The following is a 16,977-nucleotide window of genomic DNA, read 5'->3' on the forward strand; positions in this document are numbered from 1 at the left end:
GAGAATTATTATCATATATAACAATCAATTACCTAAATTGACCATGATATAAATAGGGTGATTGCGTTCACAGATTAACCCATCCAAATTTCGTATTACCCAATTAGAGGTATATTCTAACTATAGAAAGCGTTGTGGCTTATCCAAAATAAGAATTGATATCATTTAAGCGGTAATAATATCGTTTAAGGGTACTTTTGTTTAACCGGAATATTATTTAGTTGAGAGTTAAATAATGCCGGTATAAGGAAAGGATAAAATGGGCAATATTAAATTGGCCATAGTCATAATGCTTAAATCCCTTCTAGCATTCTGCCTCTATGGTTATTCCATTCATGCTGTTGCTGAGCCTGCTGTTACGCCAGTAGGAGAATCAACAAGACATGAAGTCGAATTAATCCGCGACAAAGACTACAAGTGTGTTCAATGCCATAAAGATTCAAAAGAAACGGTATTGGGTTCACATGGTGAAAGTGCACACGCTTTGCTTGGCCGCGAAGTAAATTGTACCGACTGTCATAGTTCAATTGGCCCCGATCACCGTGAAGGTGCGCCTGAAGTGGTGAAGTATCGCGAGGCTCAATCACAACCGGGAACTGAAAAGGTTTTCCTCGATCCTAGCTTAATCCTAGATGCCAACAGCCAATGTATCGATTGTCATAAGCCTGATGATCTGCGCGAAGCGAGTTGGACTCATGACGTACACGCACAAAACTTAACGTGTTCAAACTGTCACGATGTTCATGCGACTGAAGCAAAGGTGTTGGGCTTAGATAAGAAGCAAACCATCAAGCTGTGTGTGGATTGCCATTCAGACTTCAACCAGAAGAAAGAAGAGGAGTAATCTATGAGCTGCTCAAGAAGAAACTTTTTAGCAGGCGCTGGTGCCGTTATTTTTACCACAGGTGTAGCGGGAACTGCGGCGGTAACAAGTCGCAAGACGCTAGCCAATGTTCAAGAAGATGGCACTAAACGTTATGGAATGATTCATGACGAAACCGCTTGTATTGGTTGTACCGCCTGTACCGAAGCATGTCGTGAAGTAAATAAAGTACCTGAAGGTGTATCGCGCTTAGAAATTATTAAGAGTGAGCCCCAAGGCGAATATCCCAATGTTGATTACCGTTTTACTCGTAACTCTTGCCAGCATTGTGATAACGCACCTTGTGTGATGGTTTGCCCAACAGGCGCGGCCTACAAAGATGAAAAAACCGGCATTGTCGACGTTCATCAAGAGAAGTGTGTCGGTTGTGGTTATTGTCTATTGGCTTGCCCATATCAAGTGCGCTTTTTCCATCCTGAGAACAAGTCCGCAGATAAATGTAACTTCTGTCGTGATACCAATCTTGCACAAGGGAAGTTGCCTGCTTGTGTCGAATCTTGCCCGACCAATGCGCTGGTCTTTGGCGATCTAAATGACCCTGAGAGTGAGATAAACCAGGTGCTTCAATCTGAGGTGGTTTACAGAGATAAGGCTTATCTAGGTACTCAGCCAAAACTCTATAAAGTGCCACACCAAAAAGGGGAGATTTGATTATGAGTGCATGGGATACAGCGTTTCAATCAGGTACCGTGGTTTGGGACTGGATCATTGCTATCTATCTGTTTTTGGCGGGTATGTCAGCGGGTGCAGTGATGATCTCGATTTACCTTAAGAGAAAGGTGATTGAGGACGATCCAGCGAATAATGGTGTATTAAAGGCAACGGCTTTTCTAGCACCATTCGGGATCATCTCAGGTTTATTGATCTTGGTTTTCCACCTGACGAAACCACTATCATTTTGGAAGATCATGATCTTTTATAATCCGACGTCAGTGATGTCGATGGGTGTGATCTTATTCCAAGTGTATATGGTGATCCTATTTGTTTGGATCGGCATTATATTCCGAAATCAGATTGCCGTATTCTTGAGTGATCAAGCATGGTTAAAAGGGCGACTCGATTTTGTCAGTAACTGGATTGGCAAATTAGAATCTTTTGAGAATGTTTTTGAAATATTCTTAGCTGTGCTTGCGCTATTACTTGCGGCTTACACTGGCTTCTTACTCTCTGCGCTAAATACCTTCCCAATGCTGAATAACCCAGTGTTGCCGATATTGTTCTTATTCTCGAGTTTATCCTCGGGAGCGGCGGCATGTATTTTATTTGGTGTGTTGGTCTTTAAGGAGTCTCCGCATAGTGCGAGTATTTCTTGGATCCACGGCTTCGAACGTCCTGTTGTTATGTTTGAACTGTTTGTCCTTGTTACTTTCTTCACTGGGCTTATCTTCGCTGGTGGTCAAAGTGAGCAGGCAGTATGGAACGCGATTGGCGGTGGTTTCTGGGCAAGTTGGTTCTGGTATGGCGTAATTGGTGTGGGTATGGTTTTACCCTTGTTGCTTAACGCCGTGACACCAGCATCGGTTCGCCATAGTACTGTGTATATTTTCTCTGTTACTTCATTGAGTCTGATGGGCGTATTAATGCTAAGAACGTTTGTCCTTTATGCAGGACAATTAACGTTAGCTTAATTTCGCTCAAGGTTATAAGTGAGTGGATGTTGGATACTAAACATCTGCTCACTAAATTTCTTTTCGCTGAGTAGCAATAGCTAGTTGAGTTACATCAGCTAGTTGAGCAATCAATGCCAATAATGGTTTAACTTGGTTCTGCTTAGGTAGAGCCTGATTGAGGTGATATGGTCGGTTCTTTGGGGCTGTTTAGTTTAATTTTAGTCGCTGTTCTCAGCAGCATTATCGCTGTGTATTCGATGTATCAAATGCTAACTAAACAAGCACAAAATGTGGCTTTAATTCGCAGTTTCTCCCTCTCTAGCGCTTTGTTTTCCATTGGCGCTATCGTTTTACTTGGCTATGCCTTTGTAGGTGACGACTTTTCCATCCTCTATGTTGCAGAACACTCCAATACTCAATTACCCACCTTCTTCAAAATGGCCGCTGTGTGGGCTGGACATGAAGGCTCATTGCTATTTTGGGTCTTAACCATTAGCTGTTGGTCGGGTGTGATTGCCCTACAAAAGCAATATTCTTCTGAGTATCAGAGCCGCGTATTGTGGGTGATGAATGTGTTACTCGCGATATTTGCATGGTTTACCTTATTTGCTTCGAATCCATTTGAACTGAATTCGACCTTGCCACTTGAAGGGCGTGACCTTAACCCAATGCTGCAAGACGTTGGTTTGATATTCCATCCGCCTCTGTTGTATTTGGGTTATGTTGGTTTCTCTGTGGTCTTGGCATTTGCTGTGGCCGCTTTGCTGGTGGATCCGATTGAGTTCGATTGGGTCGCTCATTGTCGCAGTTGTTGTTTGGTCGCTTGGATCTTTTTAACCGCAGGGATCATTCTTGGTTCTTGGTGGGCATACTACGAGTTAGGGTGGGGTGGTTGGTGGTTCTGGGACCCGGTAGAAAATGCCAGCCTATTACCTTGGCTAACATCAACCGCTCTATTGCACAGTTTGGGTGTTGCTAAAGGCAAGCAACAGTTGCTGAAGTGGTCACTTAGCCTTGCTTTCATTACGTTTTGTTTAAGTATCCTCGGTACTTTTATTGTTCGATCTGGCGTCCTCACTTCCGTTCATGCTTTTGCTGTTGACCCAACCAAAGGTATCGCGCTGTTGCTGATACTGGTTTTGGTGTTAGTGAGTTCGTTTTCTCTTCTTATTGTTCGTGGTGAATCTTTCGAGTCGAATCCAATCACTAGCTTTGCGAGTAAAAGTTTTTTGAGTTTAGTGGCGGTACTTATATTTGTACTGGGTACGGCGGTGGTGGTGTTTGGTACCTTCTACCCAATGGTTTTTGAATTACTTGGCCTTGGAAATATCTCTGTGGGCGCACCTTACTTTAATCTTCTTATTGCGCCATTGGCTCTGCTTGCGATGGGAGTGATAGGGTTAGCGCCATTGCTCAGTATCAAACCTCAAGCGTCGAAAGGTGTGATTGGAATTATTGCCTTATTGTCTCTCTGTCTTGGCTTTGTAACTTATGTTTTGCAAGTCGAGCAGACCCAAGTGATGGTACTAATGACATGGTCACTCGCATTTTGGGTTTTACTCACTCATGTGTATGGCTTGGCGGTAACGCGCAACTCTAAGTTTCAACGCAAAGTATGGGTGATGACGTTGGCGCATGTGGGTGTCGCAGTATTAGCGATAGGTGCCGCGATGAACAGTTACCATTCATTTGAGCGAAGTTACAAATTGAGCCCAGGTGAAGAGGTTGAGTTTATGGGCTGGACGCTCTCTCATCGTGATACCGAGCTCTATGTCGCCTCCAACTTTACTGCAGAAAAAGCGATACTCGAATTAGATGCTAGCGAGCAAAGCTTTTCCATCGCGCCAGAAAGAAGACACTACCAAGTTCGTGTTATGAACATGAGTGAGCCTGCAATGAAGTGGTTCTGGCATGGCGATGTTTATATCACCATGGGCGAGAAAGTCGATTCCACCGCTTACGCATTTCGTGTTCAGTATAAGGCGTATGCGCGCTGGATCTGGTTTGGTGGGCTGTTCTCCATTATCGGCGCTTTGCTCTCATTGACTCATCGTAAAAAGAAAACCGTTAAGGCGTCACAGTATGCATACCAGCGTTCGTAACAAGCTAATTACTCTAATTGCCTTAGCATTGATTGTGGTGCTGGGATTTGTCTTTGCGCTTGATAATAAGCAGCCGTCGACCATTGTGTCTGAACAACAAAGGGCATTTCCAGAATTTACATCGAGTGCGTTAGTGAATAGTGAAGGCGTCAGTGGTCAGCAGGACATTACGCTCACTGATGTCACGCAGCACCCTTATCAACTGGTTAATGTATGGGCATCTTGGTGCGGGATATGTAAAACCGAACATTCATTTTTGCTTCAACTTCACGATAAAGGCATTCCCATCGTTGGGCTTAATTATCGAGATAACTCTGGGGCTGCGATTAACGTGTTATCGAACGATGGCAACCCGTACTCAACCGTGATCAGTGACCCTCAAGGCAAGTTAGCATTAGAGTTGGGCGTAATCGGCACACCTGAAACGTATTTGGTTGATGCCAATGGCCAGATCATTAAAAAGCTATTGGGCGTGATTAATGAAATGGTATGGAAAGATGAGCTTGCGATGTATTTTGATGGTGTGAATGGATGATGAAGTCTCTAGTACAAACCTTGTTTATGCTGTCAGCTCTTTTAGTGATTAGCCTTTCAACCATGGCTGAAGATCTGTTTACTGCCAGTAATAAAGAGACGAGTATTCAAGTTGAACTGTTTGAGTTTGAAAACCCAGAACAACAGCAACGTGCTATTAGCTTGGCGAAAACGTTACGCTGCCCACAATGTCAAAACCAAAATCTGATTGAATCCAACTCACCAATAGCAAAAGACTTACGCCTTGTTGTGTTCAATATGGTGAAAGCAGGGAAGAGTAATAATGAGATTACTCGATATATGACGGAAAGATTTGGTGAATTTGTACTTTATAAGCCGGCGATGAAGGTTTCAAATCTATTACTTTGGTTGCTACCGAGCCTATTATTTCTCTTATTTATATATTTATCAGTAAAAAGTGTTAGGAAGAGCTCATAAAAATTGTGTATTACTGTTTACCAATTGACCTGTATTTTGTAACATTGACCGATTATAAAGGCTAAGCACTGCTATATAAGGATGTATCTGTGGATAACGTAATCTCAAATTTAAAGAAAGAGTTCCATACTCATGTCCGATCTGATAAATGGGCAGAAAAATACAGTGCAAAGTCGAGCATTTCTACGCTTACTCAAGAAGAGTTAACCGAATTAGAGAACGCTTGGGTTCAGCTTGTCATCTGGAAGCAAACTCAAGTAAGTTGATCGTTCTGTAAAAAATCGTAGTCTTAGCCGCAACTGATTAATTTATAACCCCATGTTGGTCATCCCAATGTGGGGTTTTTTCTTATGTGAAAAATAATTGTTATATTATAACAATTTGTACGAGGTCGACCTTGAAAAAAATTGTTAACAGCCTCATAGTGTCTATCATTAGATAGTTAGCTACAAAATATTGCCTAGACATATAATGTAGTGTTGTTAAATACATCGAATTTTCAAGTGAGTATAGCTATGGCGGAAGTGCGTGCCAGAATAGATTTCAAAGTAGGGGTAACAAGCAATATAGATGCTGAACTTCTGTCTTTTCATGGATTGAAAACAGATAAAGAGCATGTTGCTGTGATATTTAAATCAGCAGACAAGACACAAGACATACCTCTTGTTCGTATGCACTCTGAGTGCCTGACTGGTGATGTTTTCCATTCTTCTCGCTGTGACTGTGGCGAGCAGTTAGACGAAACCATTAGAATTATGGGTGAGACGGGTGGGGTGATCCTTTATCTTCGCCAAGAAGGTCGTGGTATTGGCTTGTACAACAAAATCGATGCGTACCGTCTGCAAAGCGAAGGCATGAACACCTATGAAGCCAACAACCACCTAGGTTTTGGCGATGACCTACGCGATTTTACTGAAGCTGCTGAAATGCTACGCGCCTTAGGTACTACAAAAATCCGCTTAGTCACCAACAACCCTAAGAAGATCAATGAGCTAAAATCTTTTGGTATTGAGATTGAAGAAGTGGTGAATACCTCTGCTCATATCAAATCGGGTAATGAAAGCTACCTGAAGGCAAAAGTCTCACACGGTAAGCATAATCTGGATATCTGATTAGCCTCTTTGTTACGCTTAACATAAAAATGTTTAAAGACCTCACATATGTGAGGTTTTTTTGTATTTATCTTGCAATAAAATTGTAAGTTTGTATTATTTCAATCCGTAGTGCAAATGATAATGGTTTGCACTATTACTACGAATAATAATTTAAAGCTCAACAAGGATGCTTCATGACCATTAAATCTTTAGTGACAAAAGCCGTAACTTCGTCACTCATTTTTGCCTCTGCTTCTTCTTTCGCAGCAGTAACTCAAGATCAAGTTGTAGAACATTACGCAGATATTGCGCATGCAGTGTTTGCAGATTCAGTAATTACAGCAAAAGCGTTGAACTCTTCTATTGATACCTTCTTAGCTTCTCCTTCTGCTGGCAACTTCGAACAAGTAAAACAAGCTTGGCTTGAGTCTCGCGTACCATACCAACAGTCAGAAGTTTTCCGCTTCGGCAACGCTGTTGTTGATGATTGGGAAGGCCAACTGAACGCATGGCCACTAGATGAAGGCCTGATTGATTATGTTTCGACTGATTACCAATATGAACTTGGTAACGAAGGCGCTAGCGCAAACATCGTGGCTAACAAGACTTTCCAAATTGGTCAGACTACCGTTGATGCAACCAACATCACCCCTGAGCTAATCGCAGACTTGAACGAGATCGGTGGTTCTGAAGCGAACGTAGCGTCTGGCTACCACGCAATTGAATTCCTACTTTGGGGCCAAGATTTAAACGGTACAAACAGCGGTGCAGGTGAGCGTGCTTACACTGATTTCGTTGTTGGCGCTGAGTGTACTAACGGCAACTGTGACCGTCGTGGCGCATACCTAAAAGCATCTGCTGAGCTACTTATCCAAGACCTAGAATGGATGGAAAAGCAGTGGGCTGAAGGCGAGAAAGGCAACTACCGTCAAGAGCTTCTTTCAGAATCTAGCGAGAATGGTCTTCGTAAAATGCTGTTTGGCATGGGTTCACTGTCTCTAGGTGAGCTAGCGGGTGAGCGTATGAAGGTTGCACTAGAAGCAAACTCTACTGAAGACGAGCACGATTGTTTCTCTGATAACACGCACAACTCTCACTACTACAACGAGCAAGGCATCTACAACGTTTACACGGGTCTATACAAGCGTGAAGACGGTACTCTGCTTTCCGGCCCAAGCCTGTTCGACCTAGTAGAGCAAAAAGATGAGCAAGCTGCGAAAGAGATTCAAAAGCAGTTTGACCTAGCACGTGCACAAGTAGGCGAATTAGTAACGTCTGCAGAGAAAAACAACCAGCACTTCGATCAGCTAATCGCTGCTGACAACGCTGCGGGTAATGCACTAGTAAACAAAACAATTGTTGCGCTAGTGTCTCAAACAGCGGCTATTGAGCGTGCTGCGGGTGTGATTGGCATTGATAGCCTAAACCCAGACACAGCGGATCACGAGTTCTAAGAACCCGAGCCGACACAAATGTAAGGGCTCTGATTGAGCCCTTAATTGTTTGATCCTCAAGAAAGCCACACCCACATAAAAACTAAAATCAAAAACACAGCAAGGCAATGTATGAAGTCGTATCTCTCAGCCTCACTATTAACCGCACTGTTTTTAGTATCTCCATTACACGCTCATGAAACCTACTCTGGCGGAAAAACGACCGTGAAGAAAGAAGGAGCGAACGCTTTTTCCCTTCCCGCAGCCAATCTACCAATGAGTAAGCGCTTGGATTTCAGCGTAGGTAATAGCTTCTTTAGAAACCCTTGGGTTCCTGCACCGTCATCAACCGATGCTCGTGATGGGTTAGGACCACTATTTAATACTAACGGCTGTCAAAACTGCCACATCAAAGATGGTCGTGGTCACGCGCCAGAAGAAGGAGATGAGAACGCAGTATCCATGTTGGTTCGTTTAAGCATTCCGGCTGAAACGCCTGAGCAGCGACAAGCCTTCATTCGAGATGGTGGAATTCCAGAGCCGACGTACGGCGGTCAGCTACAAGATTTTGCGCTTCAAGGTGTAAAACCAGAGGGCAAAGTGAACATTAGCTACACGGATGTTCCTGTTGAATTCAAAGACGGCACCGTCGTTACTCTGCGTAAACCCACTTTAAATATTACTGAACTTGCTTTCGGCGAGATGCATCCTAAGACCGAGTTTTCAGCTCGAGTGGCGCCGCCAATGATTGGTCTTGGTTTGCTTGAAAGTATCCCACAAGAAACGATTCTTGGATTTGCAGAGCAGCAATTTGCTGACAAGCAAGGTGTGTCGGGTAAAGCTAACTATGTTCTTGATGTTCAAACCAATGAAATGGCGCTAGGTCGTTTTGGTTGGAAAGCCGGGCAGCCAAACTTAATGCAGCAAAACGCGGCGGCATTTAACGGTGACTTAGGCCTGACAAGCAGCTTATTTCCGAATGAAAACTGCACATCAGCGCAATCAACCTGTGATGATTTTCCAAATGGTGGCGAGCCAGAAGTCAGTGACAACATCTTAGATTTTGTTGAGTTCTATTCGCAGCATCTCGCGGTACCTGTTCGTCGTAATGTCGATAACCCAGCGGTTGTTCAAGGTAAAAATCTGTTCAAAGAGATTGGTTGTCAAAGCTGTCACCAAGCTGAAATTCGCACAGCAGAACGTGAAGGCTTACCTGCGTTGTCTAAACAGCTAATCAGCCCATATACCGATATGTTACTGCACGATATGGGAGAAGGCTTAGCCGACAATCGCCCAGAGTATCTAGCAAACGGTCAAGAGTGGCGCACCACGCCATTGTGGGGATTAGGCTATACCAAAGAAGTGAATGGTCACACCTTCTTACTTCATGACGGTCGTGCGAGAAATGTTATGGAAGCTGTGCTTTGGCATGGCGGTGAAGCAGAAATGGCGAAACAAAACGTTTTAGATCTTAGTAGCAGCGAGCGTGAAGCACTATTGGCGTTTTTAAACTCGTTATAAGCTGAGTTGAATTCAGTTTAGTTAACGGCTAATGACTTAAGAAAGCCGCTATTAAACCACTTAGCACCGCTGAACTTGTAGCAATACGAGGCCAGCGGTCGTTTCGCATTTAATGAACTCATATAATTAAAAGAAAAATTAGGAAGTAAGGTAACAGCATGACACATAAATTTTTGTTAATGCCTTTGTCGGCATTAATTATGGCAGGCTGCCAATCATCGGGTGAGCAAGCCGCTTCATCTGAGGTTAACGGTGTGTCTTATCAAGCAGACACGACTGACCACATCAGTCGCAGTGTCTATCAACAAGAGTTTGATTCAGCGGTGCTATTCGCGAAGCAATCGAGCGAATTAGAAGCTCTGATGCAAGGTTACTGTGAAACGGATAACGTTGAGTTAGACGCTTTGAAAGATCAATGGCAGATCACAATGAACAGCTGGATGGCACTACAAGGCCAAGAAAGAGGTCCAACAGCAGCGCTTGAAGAGAGCTGGAATGTTCAATTCTGGCCAGACAAAAAGAACACGACGGGTCTTAAGATGCGTCAGTTAACTCAGCAGAACAAAGCTTGGACTCAAGACGAAATCGCGCAGCAGAGTGTGACGGTTCAAGGGCTAGGTGCGTTGGAGTGGTCTCTGTACGACGAGCAATCTCCATTACTGCAAGACAAAGCGTCTGGTTGTCTATCTTCACAAGCGATCGCACAAAACTTGGCAATGAAATCGGCCTCTATTGCTGAGGCATGGCAGGTTAACCCTTGGTTAGCGCTAGACGAGACTCGTTGGGAGTCTGAATACATCGCTTTATTGACCAACCAACTTGATTACAGCATGAAAAAGCTGAGTCGCCCGATGGCGAAAATTGGTCATCCGCGTCCTTACTTCTCAGAATCATGGCGTGCACAAACCTCGATGACTCAACTAAAAGCCAATGTAGCAGCACTTCAGAATTTGTACCTTGCCGGTGGCAATGGCCTAGACGGCTTGTTGAGAGAGAAGGGCTTAAACGACCTAGCTGATCGCGTTGCTGACCAGTTCACATTGACGCTAGATACTTGGCCTACAGACTCAAGCTTGTTTGAGTTATTGCAGAGCAAAGAGGGCTATCGAGATGTGCTGACTCAATACAACAAACTAGAACGTTTGAAGTACCTGATTCATGAAGAAGTGGCGATAGAGCTTGGCGTGGTAATAGGATTTAATGCTACCGATGGTGACTGATACTACGCGAAGAACGCTACTCAAGGCTGCACTGGGTTGTGCAGCTGTTCCATTGCTTCCGTTTGGCTGCGCTAGCCGCTCTGGTGCTGTGAGCTCATCTAGTGAGCCTCAATTAATCGGTTGTGCGCTGAATGGGCGAGGTCAATATTCTGCAGTTGTGGCTGACGAATTTGGCATGCCACTGAGCCAACTTCCCATCCCCAATCGTGGCCATGGCGTCGCGATTTGCCCAACCTCATCGCATGCGGTGGTTTTTGCCCGTCGTCCTGGTGACTATTTTATGGTGTTTGACTACAAAAACGGTCAGCAGATCAAAATGGTGGTGAAAGGTAACAACCGCCACTTCTATGGTCATGGCGTTTACTCATTAGACGGCACACTATTGTATGCCACTGAAGGGAAAACCGACACCAGTCAAGGCGTGATTGGCGTTTACGATGTCGCGCAAGGCTATCGTAAGGTCGAAGAGTTCAGCGGTTTTGGTATTGGGCCTCATGAAGTGATCATCATGCCGGATGGTAATCTCGCGATCGGCGTTGGTGGCGTTCATACTGATGGTAGAACACCGAAAAACCTCGATTCGATGCAGCCGAGCTTGAGTTATGTTTCTCCTGAAGGTGTGTTACTTGATCAGGTTGAATTGTTGGATAAGAAGCTGAGCATTCGACACTTAGCCCATGATGGTGCTGAATCCGTGCTTTGTGGCCAGCAATATCGTGGTGAACCAGATGAGTATCCTTCGCTATTGGCGATGCATACTAAAGGCGGAAAGTTTGAATCACTGAACGCAGAGCCAGAGCAATGGGCAAGGTTCAATCACTATATCGCCAGTATTGCGGCGTCAGACGATTGGATTATTGCGACTTCGCCAAGAGGCAACTGCTACGGTATTTGGTCTAAAGAAACCAAAGAATTAGTAGAACTGTCTGCATTATCTGACGCTTCTGGTGCTGTGCTGCTTGATGGTGAGTTTCGATTAAGCTCTGGGGCGGGAAGTGTGGTAAGCCAGAGCAAGCCTTATGAGAAATCAACTCAGCAATCATCGGTCCAGTGGGATAACCATTGGAGTTCAATCTGATTTATAAAGCCTCTTAAAAATAACATGCTTACTCCGATTTCTTTGCCATACTTATGAGATGGTTGGTGATGGAGTTAAGCATGTTCGCAAAATACTTCTGTGGATTATTAGTTCTAGTTTCTGTGCACGCATGGAGCTATACGAGTTCTGACGAGAGCCGATTTCTTCCGGCTGATTCGGAGCTCTCTTTTATGCTGATTTATCCAGAGCTTACCCAGAGTATTTATCAAGACTCATCTCTGCCTATTCTTTGGGATTCACCTGAACTTGTTAAGGCGTTTGAATTTCAATTGTCGCTTCTCGAACAAGCTCAAATGGCACCACTCTTCGATCGACAACTCAAGCAAATTCGTCACTATCAATCCCATGCTCAATGGCAAGGGTTGGACATATTACTCACCGATACTTTTATCTACTACCTGAGCTACGTTGAAAATGCGCCGCTTGCCGGTAAAGAGTGGTACTTCTCGGGCAAGCTGCATTCCAAATTACCAGCGCCTTCTCCGCATATCCTGATGAGATTAAAAAGCAGCGTTGCCAATGATTACTTATTGGAGATGGTGTTGTCTTACGCGCCGCCTGTTGGGGATTTTGACCAATTCAAAGCAACCTATTCGGTGTTAGAAACCGCCTCTGAACTCAATATTGAACGATATGGTTTGAAGCGCTTGGGTGACGAGCTTTCAGACAAGACGGTTCTTGTTGAGCGCATTGCTTTGGTTGGTGTTGATACCTCGATGATCGCGGTCGATTTTCCCAAGTTCGATCGAGATCTGCAAAAGGCGATTAAATCTTTCCAACGCATGCACGGTCTTACGGATGATGGGATCATCGGGCCAGACACGATCAAATGGATCAATATGGGCTTTGATGATCGACTTACTTCCCTAGCATTGAACGCCGAGCGTGCCCGCTTATGGCCAAGAAATAGAGACTCACTGATTGTGGTGAATGTACCTAGTTTTGATATGAAGTATTGGGAAGATGGGGAAGAGGTTTTTGAATCTAAAGTTGTGGTTGGGAGAAAATCGAGAAAAACACCACTCTTAGAGATAAAGCTTGATTCGGTTATCTTAAATCCGACTTGGAACGTGCCATGGAAAATCATGGTTAAAGATATCTTGCCTAAAGTAAAAGCCGACGAGAGTTATCTTGAAACACACAATTTTCAAGTGATCGATGGTTGGCGTTCGATGGAAACTGTCGATACTACCGAGATAGATTGGCAAACGATTAACTTTAACTCTTTTCCTTATCGAATGCGCCAGCAAGCAGGCTCTAGTAACGCATTGGGTTTGTATAAGTTCAATACGCCCAACAAGCGAGCCATCTATCTCCATGACACCCCAAGTAAAAGCTTATTTAACGATGACTTCCGCGCCTATAGCTCTGGTTGTATTCGTGTTGAGCATGCCGAGGAACTCGCGGAGTTGTTATTTGCGACTAAGGTAAAGAAAGTGCCGAATCAGGATGATGAACTTGCGCCCAATACTAAGGTTCGTCTCAAGAAGCGAATTCCAGTGCATATCATTTATCAAACCGTGTTGTTTGAAGAAGGAGGCATACAATACCGCGGTGATATCTACCAATATGATAAAGAGGGCGGTTGATTGAAATATGGTCAAGAAAGGTGATCTTGACTGAAAAATGACAACCAAGCTTCTATTGATAAAATTATAATGAGTATCAATAACTAACCGTGCAAAGGTTACAAATACTAACGTTTTGCACGGTTTTTGTACGTTGACGCAGCAAATTCCATTATGTATCGTGCATTTTTCGTTCGATCTAATTGGTTTTTTTGCTGTATGTCTCAAAGTTTATTTTCACGCCGTCAGTTTCTGACTTACGCTGGTGGTACTGCTGTAGTCGCCTCTCTTACTCCTTCTATCGCTTTCGCTTCATACCCGGATCAACCAAGAACGATTAGAATGAACAATCTTCACACTGGTGAACGATTAGAGACTTGTTATTTCGATGGCACTAACTATGTTGGTGACGAGATGGCACGCCTTAGCAAACTGTGCCGTGACTTCCGCCGCAATGAGATTCATCCAATGGATAAGAACCTGTTTGATCAGATCACTCAGATTCAAAATGTACTGGGTATTCAAAAAGAAGTTCAAATCATCTCTGGCTACCGCTCTCCAGCAACCAACGAAGCGTTGCGCTCTAAGTCGAGTGGTGTCGCTAAAAAGAGCTATCACATGCTTGGTAAAGCGATCGATTTTCGTATCGATGGTGTTGATTTAAAGGAACTGAGAGACGTAGCTAAAAGTCTGCAAGCAGGTGGTGTTGGTTATTACGCTCGTAGTAACTTCATCCACATTGATACTGGTCCAGTTCGCAGCTGGTAGAGCTAAGCTGAGTTATTGAGTGATACGGTAGGCACTTGTCAAAGTAGACATCCAATGTCATAGTTTGCCCAAATTTCAGTTTGTTCTAATAATTCGGTTTATTGCTGCTCAGTTTGTTGCTGTTTAGTTTGTTATTGTTGGGTTTGTTGCCAATAACATAGCGATATTCGAGTTGTTCACCAGATTCGCTCTTTAAGGTTTGTATATGTCTCTTAAGTATCAAGTTGTACCTGTTACCTCTTTTTCTCAGAACTGCTCGATTGTGTGGTGTGATGAAACCATGGAAGGCATCGTTGTCGATCCGGGCGGTGATGTTCAACAACTCGCGGCTATCATTGAAGAACTCGGTGTTAAGGTTGTGAACTTGGTACTGACGCACGGTCACTTAGATCATGTTGGCGGTACGGTACCACTTGCTGAGATCTTGAAGGTTGAAATTGTGGGCCCGCATAAGGCAGACAACTTCTGGCTACAAGGTCTAGAGAATCAAAGTCAGATGTTTGGTTTCCCACTGTGTAAAGCTTTTGAACCAAACACTTGGTTAGAAGAGGGCGACAAAGTCACTTTTGGTAATCAAGTGATTGATGTGATTCACACGCCGGGCCACACGCCAGGTCACGTTGTACTGTTCAGTGAGCAAGCTCGTTTAGCGTTTGTGGGTGATGTGTTGTTTAACGGCGCAATTGGCCGTACTGACTTCCCACAAGGTGACTTCAATACGCTTATCGCTTCAATCAAGACTAAGCTTTGGCCACTAGGCAGTGACGTAACATTCGTTCCGGGCCATGGTCCTGAATCGACATTCGGTCGCGAGCGTGCATCAAACCCGTTCGTCGCAGATGAAATGCCTCTGTACTAATTAAATCTTTGATTTTCCAACCGATTATTTGTGTCGATTGATTGAAAATGAAGCTTAGCTTTTGTCCTGAAAGCTAAGCTTTTTTATTGTGTGTGAACTTACTGGTAAACCTTAATCAGAAAGACGTTCAGCGGCAGCCAAGTAGCGTCGAGCCAGCCCCACAAACTCTTCTCCACTCATATTCAAATCATGGGTTGATATGAAAATGTCATAACCGTGGAAGCCCCTTTGATATTTCATTCTGTTGGCAAGCATCGCCTGCAATCCAGAATAGTTTTTAATCACCGCGTTTGGACTGTTTGTCTCATTCGGTGAATCAAGGTTGTCCTGTGATTGGTTATCGTTGAAATTTACGTTGTCGGTATTCTGCGACTCTTTGTATTGGCTTAGTTCGACACAGCCACTTTCAGTACAACGCGCATGGTAATGCGATGAGTCGAGAACCATATCCTCAAAGTTGGACTCTTTGCCTGCTTGTTTGGCTCCTAAGTACAAAAGTGCTCGTTGGCTGAGCAATAATTCACAAGTTATTTTAGGGCAAATCGAATCGAGGTAGGGCGAGTAATCTTTTACTTTAATTCCGACCCAGGGCAGAGGTTGATGCCAACCATCTTGTTCATAAGTGCAAAGACCAATTTTTTGGATGTTACTCCATTTTAAAACCCAACCCCCTTTGTAAAAGTGCTGCTGAAAATGAGTCGGGGTAAGTGTGAACATCACTCGGCTGCGCAGCATCAAATAGTAGCCAGTTCCCAGAAGCGCAATACTGCAAAAAGCACCCACGATCAGTAACTTTGGATTGTCACTGTAGAGCGAAACGATCAAGCAAATGAAGCCTAAAATAATGGCGAGGATACGGTACGAGCGAGTGAATGAAGGCAAAGAGAAATTACTAAGGTGACGAGTGTCCATAGGTAACACCAAGTTTTCATATTTTTGTCTGGATGGATAACCAGTGTATATGACCCTGAATTGATAAGTCGATGTTTAAATAATAGACGCTAGTAGACAATATCGGTATTTTTCGTCGACTTTCGACGCTTCACTCTACAAATAGCTCCTGTTTTTTGGTATAAATCGCGCTTCAAATTTTCACCACTGCGAAAAGAGCAGTGAACTGGAGAAATATTCAATGAGACTTGCTCATAAGCGTAAGGTGCAGGCTAAACTGCAGAAACGCACTAAAGCGGCTGTAGTTAAAGCAGTGGCAACGCCGAAAAAAGCGAAGCCTGTCGCAGAGAAAGTTGTAGCAGAAAAAACTGTAGCAGCAAAACCAGCGGTAGAGAAAGCAGTAGCAGCAACTAAAGAAGTTGCAGTAGCACTGACTCCTAAGCAACAACAAGTTCTAGACATCGTTGTTAGCAATGCTGAAGGCATTAACCCTAAAGGTATCGGCCTAGAAGCTGGTCAAGAAGACGCGAAAGCAGCTTCATGGGCAACAGGCGCATTGAAAAAACTTCTTGAAGAAAACCTAGTAGCGAAAGAGCAGCTAGCAGGTAACAAGGTTATCTACAAAGCTATCTAATCCTGTGGGATTACATTCGCTTCGTTAAGTTTTTAAGCCTCGATTTTCGAGGCTTTTTTGTATCTGGCACATTATGCCAAGTCCGAGCCCAAATCCAAGCCTAAACCTAGGCTCTATAATCTCAATTCCAATTCGATATACGGCTTAACTGATTAGTGTTGTCTCGTGTCAGAGCTTCGAATCAGCAAGCACTAAATTAGGGCGTTAGCTAGGTAGATCAAGAGAGCAAAGCCTTGATTTTTCCCCCTAAAATACAGCAATGAATAGAGCTTCATCACGAAATGGCAATCAATTGTTAAGAGTATTTAATTATTAATACTTAG

17 protein-coding genes are annotated in these 16,977 nt (G+C 43.8%); 16 read left to right on the forward strand and 1 reads right to left on the reverse strand.

Features of this window, described 5'->3' with window-relative positions; genetic code table 11:
- Nucleotides 1-259 precede the first annotated feature (259 nt).
- From nrfB to AB4623_RS14175, 15 genes are all read left to right on the forward strand, one after another.
- The gene (nrfB, locus tag AB4623_RS14105; RefSeq protein ID WP_102483143.1) at nucleotides 260-844 is read left to right on the forward strand and encodes a cytochrome c nitrite reductase pentaheme subunit; all 585 of its coding nucleotides are present in this window, start codon (nucleotides 260-262) and stop codon (nucleotides 842-844) included.
- A gap of 3 nt (nucleotides 845-847) precedes the next feature.
- Nucleotides 848-1,534 carry a cytochrome c nitrite reductase Fe-S protein gene (gene nrfC, locus AB4623_RS14110; protein WP_004733373.1) on the forward strand — a complete coding sequence of 229 codons (687 nt, stop codon included), beginning with the start codon at nucleotides 848-850 and terminating at the stop codon, nucleotides 1,532-1,534.
- Between the two features lie 2 nt (nucleotides 1,535-1,536).
- On the forward strand, nucleotides 1,537-2,511 hold the full coding sequence (gene nrfD, locus AB4623_RS14115) for a cytochrome c nitrite reductase subunit NrfD (RefSeq protein ID WP_017063561.1): 975 nt from the start codon (nucleotides 1,537-1,539) through the stop codon (nucleotides 2,509-2,511).
- Nucleotides 2,512-2,678: 167 nt separating this feature from the next.
- On the forward strand, nucleotides 2,679-4,595 hold the full coding sequence (locus AB4623_RS14120) for a heme lyase CcmF/NrfE family subunit (RefSeq protein WP_372146689.1): 1,917 nt from the start codon (nucleotides 2,679-2,681) through the stop codon (nucleotides 4,593-4,595).
- Nucleotides 4,576-5,130: a DsbE family thiol:disulfide interchange protein gene (locus AB4623_RS14125; protein WP_372146691.1), complete on the forward strand. Its 555-nt coding sequence runs from the start codon at nucleotides 4,576-4,578 to the stop codon at nucleotides 5,128-5,130. The genes AB4623_RS14120 and AB4623_RS14125 overlap by 20 nt, the downstream gene beginning before the upstream one ends.
- Nucleotides 5,127-5,567, forward strand: coding sequence for a heme lyase NrfEFG subunit NrfF (gene nrfF, locus AB4623_RS14130; protein ID WP_017066836.1), 441 nt, complete (start codon nucleotides 5,127-5,129; stop codon nucleotides 5,565-5,567). Before AB4623_RS14125 ends, nrfF begins: the two co-directional genes overlap by 4 nt.
- A gap of 89 nt (nucleotides 5,568-5,656) precedes the next feature.
- A complete protein-coding gene (locus AB4623_RS14135) occupies nucleotides 5,657-5,833 on the forward strand; it encodes a hypothetical protein (RefSeq protein WP_017063565.1) in 177 nt (58 codons plus the stop codon).
- Nucleotides 5,834-6,082: 249 nt separating this feature from the next.
- Nucleotides 6,083-6,679 carry a GTP cyclohydrolase II gene (gene ribA, locus AB4623_RS14140; protein WP_372073726.1) on the forward strand — a complete coding sequence of 199 codons (597 nt, stop codon included), beginning with the start codon at nucleotides 6,083-6,085 and terminating at the stop codon, nucleotides 6,677-6,679.
- Nucleotides 6,680-6,855: 176 nt separating this feature from the next.
- A complete protein-coding gene (locus tag AB4623_RS14145) occupies nucleotides 6,856-8,115 on the forward strand; it encodes an imelysin family protein (RefSeq protein WP_017063566.1) in 1,260 nt (419 codons plus the stop codon).
- 111 nt (nucleotides 8,116-8,226) lie between these two features.
- The gene (locus AB4623_RS14150; protein WP_372146692.1) at nucleotides 8,227-9,615 is read left to right on the forward strand and encodes a di-heme oxidoredictase family protein; all 1,389 of its coding nucleotides are present in this window, start codon (nucleotides 8,227-8,229) and stop codon (nucleotides 9,613-9,615) included.
- Between the two features lie 158 nt (nucleotides 9,616-9,773).
- Nucleotides 9,774-10,835, forward strand: coding sequence for an imelysin family protein (locus tag AB4623_RS14155; protein ID WP_372146693.1), 1,062 nt, complete (start codon nucleotides 9,774-9,776; stop codon nucleotides 10,833-10,835).
- The gene (locus AB4623_RS14160; protein WP_372146694.1) at nucleotides 10,825-11,913 is read left to right on the forward strand and encodes a DUF1513 domain-containing protein; all 1,089 of its coding nucleotides are present in this window, start codon (nucleotides 10,825-10,827) and stop codon (nucleotides 11,911-11,913) included. The genes AB4623_RS14155 and AB4623_RS14160 overlap by 11 nt, the downstream gene beginning before the upstream one ends.
- A gap of 80 nt (nucleotides 11,914-11,993) precedes the next feature.
- Nucleotides 11,994-13,523, forward strand: a complete 1,530-nt coding sequence (locus tag AB4623_RS14165) for a murein L,D-transpeptidase (protein WP_372146696.1) — start codon at nucleotides 11,994-11,996, stop codon at nucleotides 13,521-13,523.
- Nucleotides 13,524-13,721: 198 nt separating this feature from the next.
- Nucleotides 13,722-14,270, forward strand: coding sequence for a YcbK family protein (locus AB4623_RS14170; protein WP_017066830.1), 549 nt, complete (start codon nucleotides 13,722-13,724; stop codon nucleotides 14,268-14,270).
- 205 nt (nucleotides 14,271-14,475) lie between these two features.
- Nucleotides 14,476-15,129 (forward strand): MBL fold metallo-hydrolase, encoded by a 654-nt coding sequence (locus AB4623_RS14175; protein WP_017060954.1) that lies wholly within the window; start codon nucleotides 14,476-14,478, stop codon nucleotides 15,127-15,129.
- A gap of 111 nt (nucleotides 15,130-15,240) precedes the next feature.
- Here the strand turns inward: AB4623_RS14175 and AB4623_RS14180 are convergent, their stop codons facing one another.
- Entirely contained in the window at nucleotides 15,241-16,041 is an 801-nt protein-coding gene (locus AB4623_RS14180; protein WP_017060955.1) for a DUF2982 domain-containing protein, read from the reverse strand.
- Nucleotides 16,042-16,261: 220 nt separating this feature from the next.
- On the opposite strand from AB4623_RS14180, the gene AB4623_RS14185 reads away from it, so the two are divergent.
- Nucleotides 16,262-16,654 (forward strand): hypothetical protein, encoded by a 393-nt coding sequence (locus tag AB4623_RS14185; protein WP_017060956.1) that lies wholly within the window; start codon nucleotides 16,262-16,264, stop codon nucleotides 16,652-16,654.
- The last annotated feature ends 323 nt before the right edge of the window (nucleotides 16,655-16,977 follow it).

The organism is Vibrio sp. 10N.222.52.C12, from assembly GCF_041474215.1.
GTDB lineage: Bacteria > Pseudomonadota > Gammaproteobacteria > Enterobacterales > Vibrionaceae > Vibrio > Vibrio crassostreae_C.

Coding starts and splice junctions, on each gene's coding strand:
- nrfB (WP_102483143.1), top strand. CDS start 260: ATGGGCAATATTAAATTGGCCATAGTCATAATGCTTAAATCCCTTCTA.
- nrfC (WP_004733373.1), top strand. CDS start 848: ATGAGCTGCTCAAGAAGAAACTTTTTAGCAGGCGCTGGTGCCGTTATT.
- nrfD (WP_017063561.1), top strand. CDS start 1,537: ATGAGTGCATGGGATACAGCGTTTCAATCAGGTACCGTGGTTTGGGAC.
- AB4623_RS14120 (WP_372146689.1), top strand. CDS start 2,679: ATGGTCGGTTCTTTGGGGCTGTTTAGTTTAATTTTAGTCGCTGTTCTC.
- AB4623_RS14125 (WP_372146691.1), top strand. CDS start 4,576: ATGCATACCAGCGTTCGTAACAAGCTAATTACTCTAATTGCCTTAGCA.
- nrfF (WP_017066836.1), top strand. CDS start 5,127: ATGATGAAGTCTCTAGTACAAACCTTGTTTATGCTGTCAGCTCTTTTA.
- ribA (WP_372073726.1), top strand. CDS start 6,083: ATGGCGGAAGTGCGTGCCAGAATAGATTTCAAAGTAGGGGTAACAAGC.
- AB4623_RS14145 (WP_017063566.1), top strand. CDS start 6,856: ATGACCATTAAATCTTTAGTGACAAAAGCCGTAACTTCGTCACTCATT.
- AB4623_RS14150 (WP_372146692.1), top strand. CDS start 8,227: ATGAAGTCGTATCTCTCAGCCTCACTATTAACCGCACTGTTTTTAGTA.
- AB4623_RS14155 (WP_372146693.1), top strand. CDS start 9,774: ATGACACATAAATTTTTGTTAATGCCTTTGTCGGCATTAATTATGGCA.
- AB4623_RS14160 (WP_372146694.1), top strand. CDS start 10,825: ATGGTGACTGATACTACGCGAAGAACGCTACTCAAGGCTGCACTGGGT.
- AB4623_RS14165 (WP_372146696.1), top strand. CDS start 11,994: ATGTTCGCAAAATACTTCTGTGGATTATTAGTTCTAGTTTCTGTGCAC.
- AB4623_RS14170 (WP_017066830.1), top strand. CDS start 13,722: ATGTCTCAAAGTTTATTTTCACGCCGTCAGTTTCTGACTTACGCTGGT.
- AB4623_RS14175 (WP_017060954.1), top strand. CDS start 14,476: ATGTCTCTTAAGTATCAAGTTGTACCTGTTACCTCTTTTTCTCAGAAC.
- AB4623_RS14180 (WP_017060955.1), bottom strand. CDS start 16,041: ATGGACACTCGTCACCTTAGTAATTTCTCTTTGCCTTCATTCACTCGC.
- AB4623_RS14185 (WP_017060956.1), top strand. CDS start 16,262: ATGAGACTTGCTCATAAGCGTAAGGTGCAGGCTAAACTGCAGAAACGC.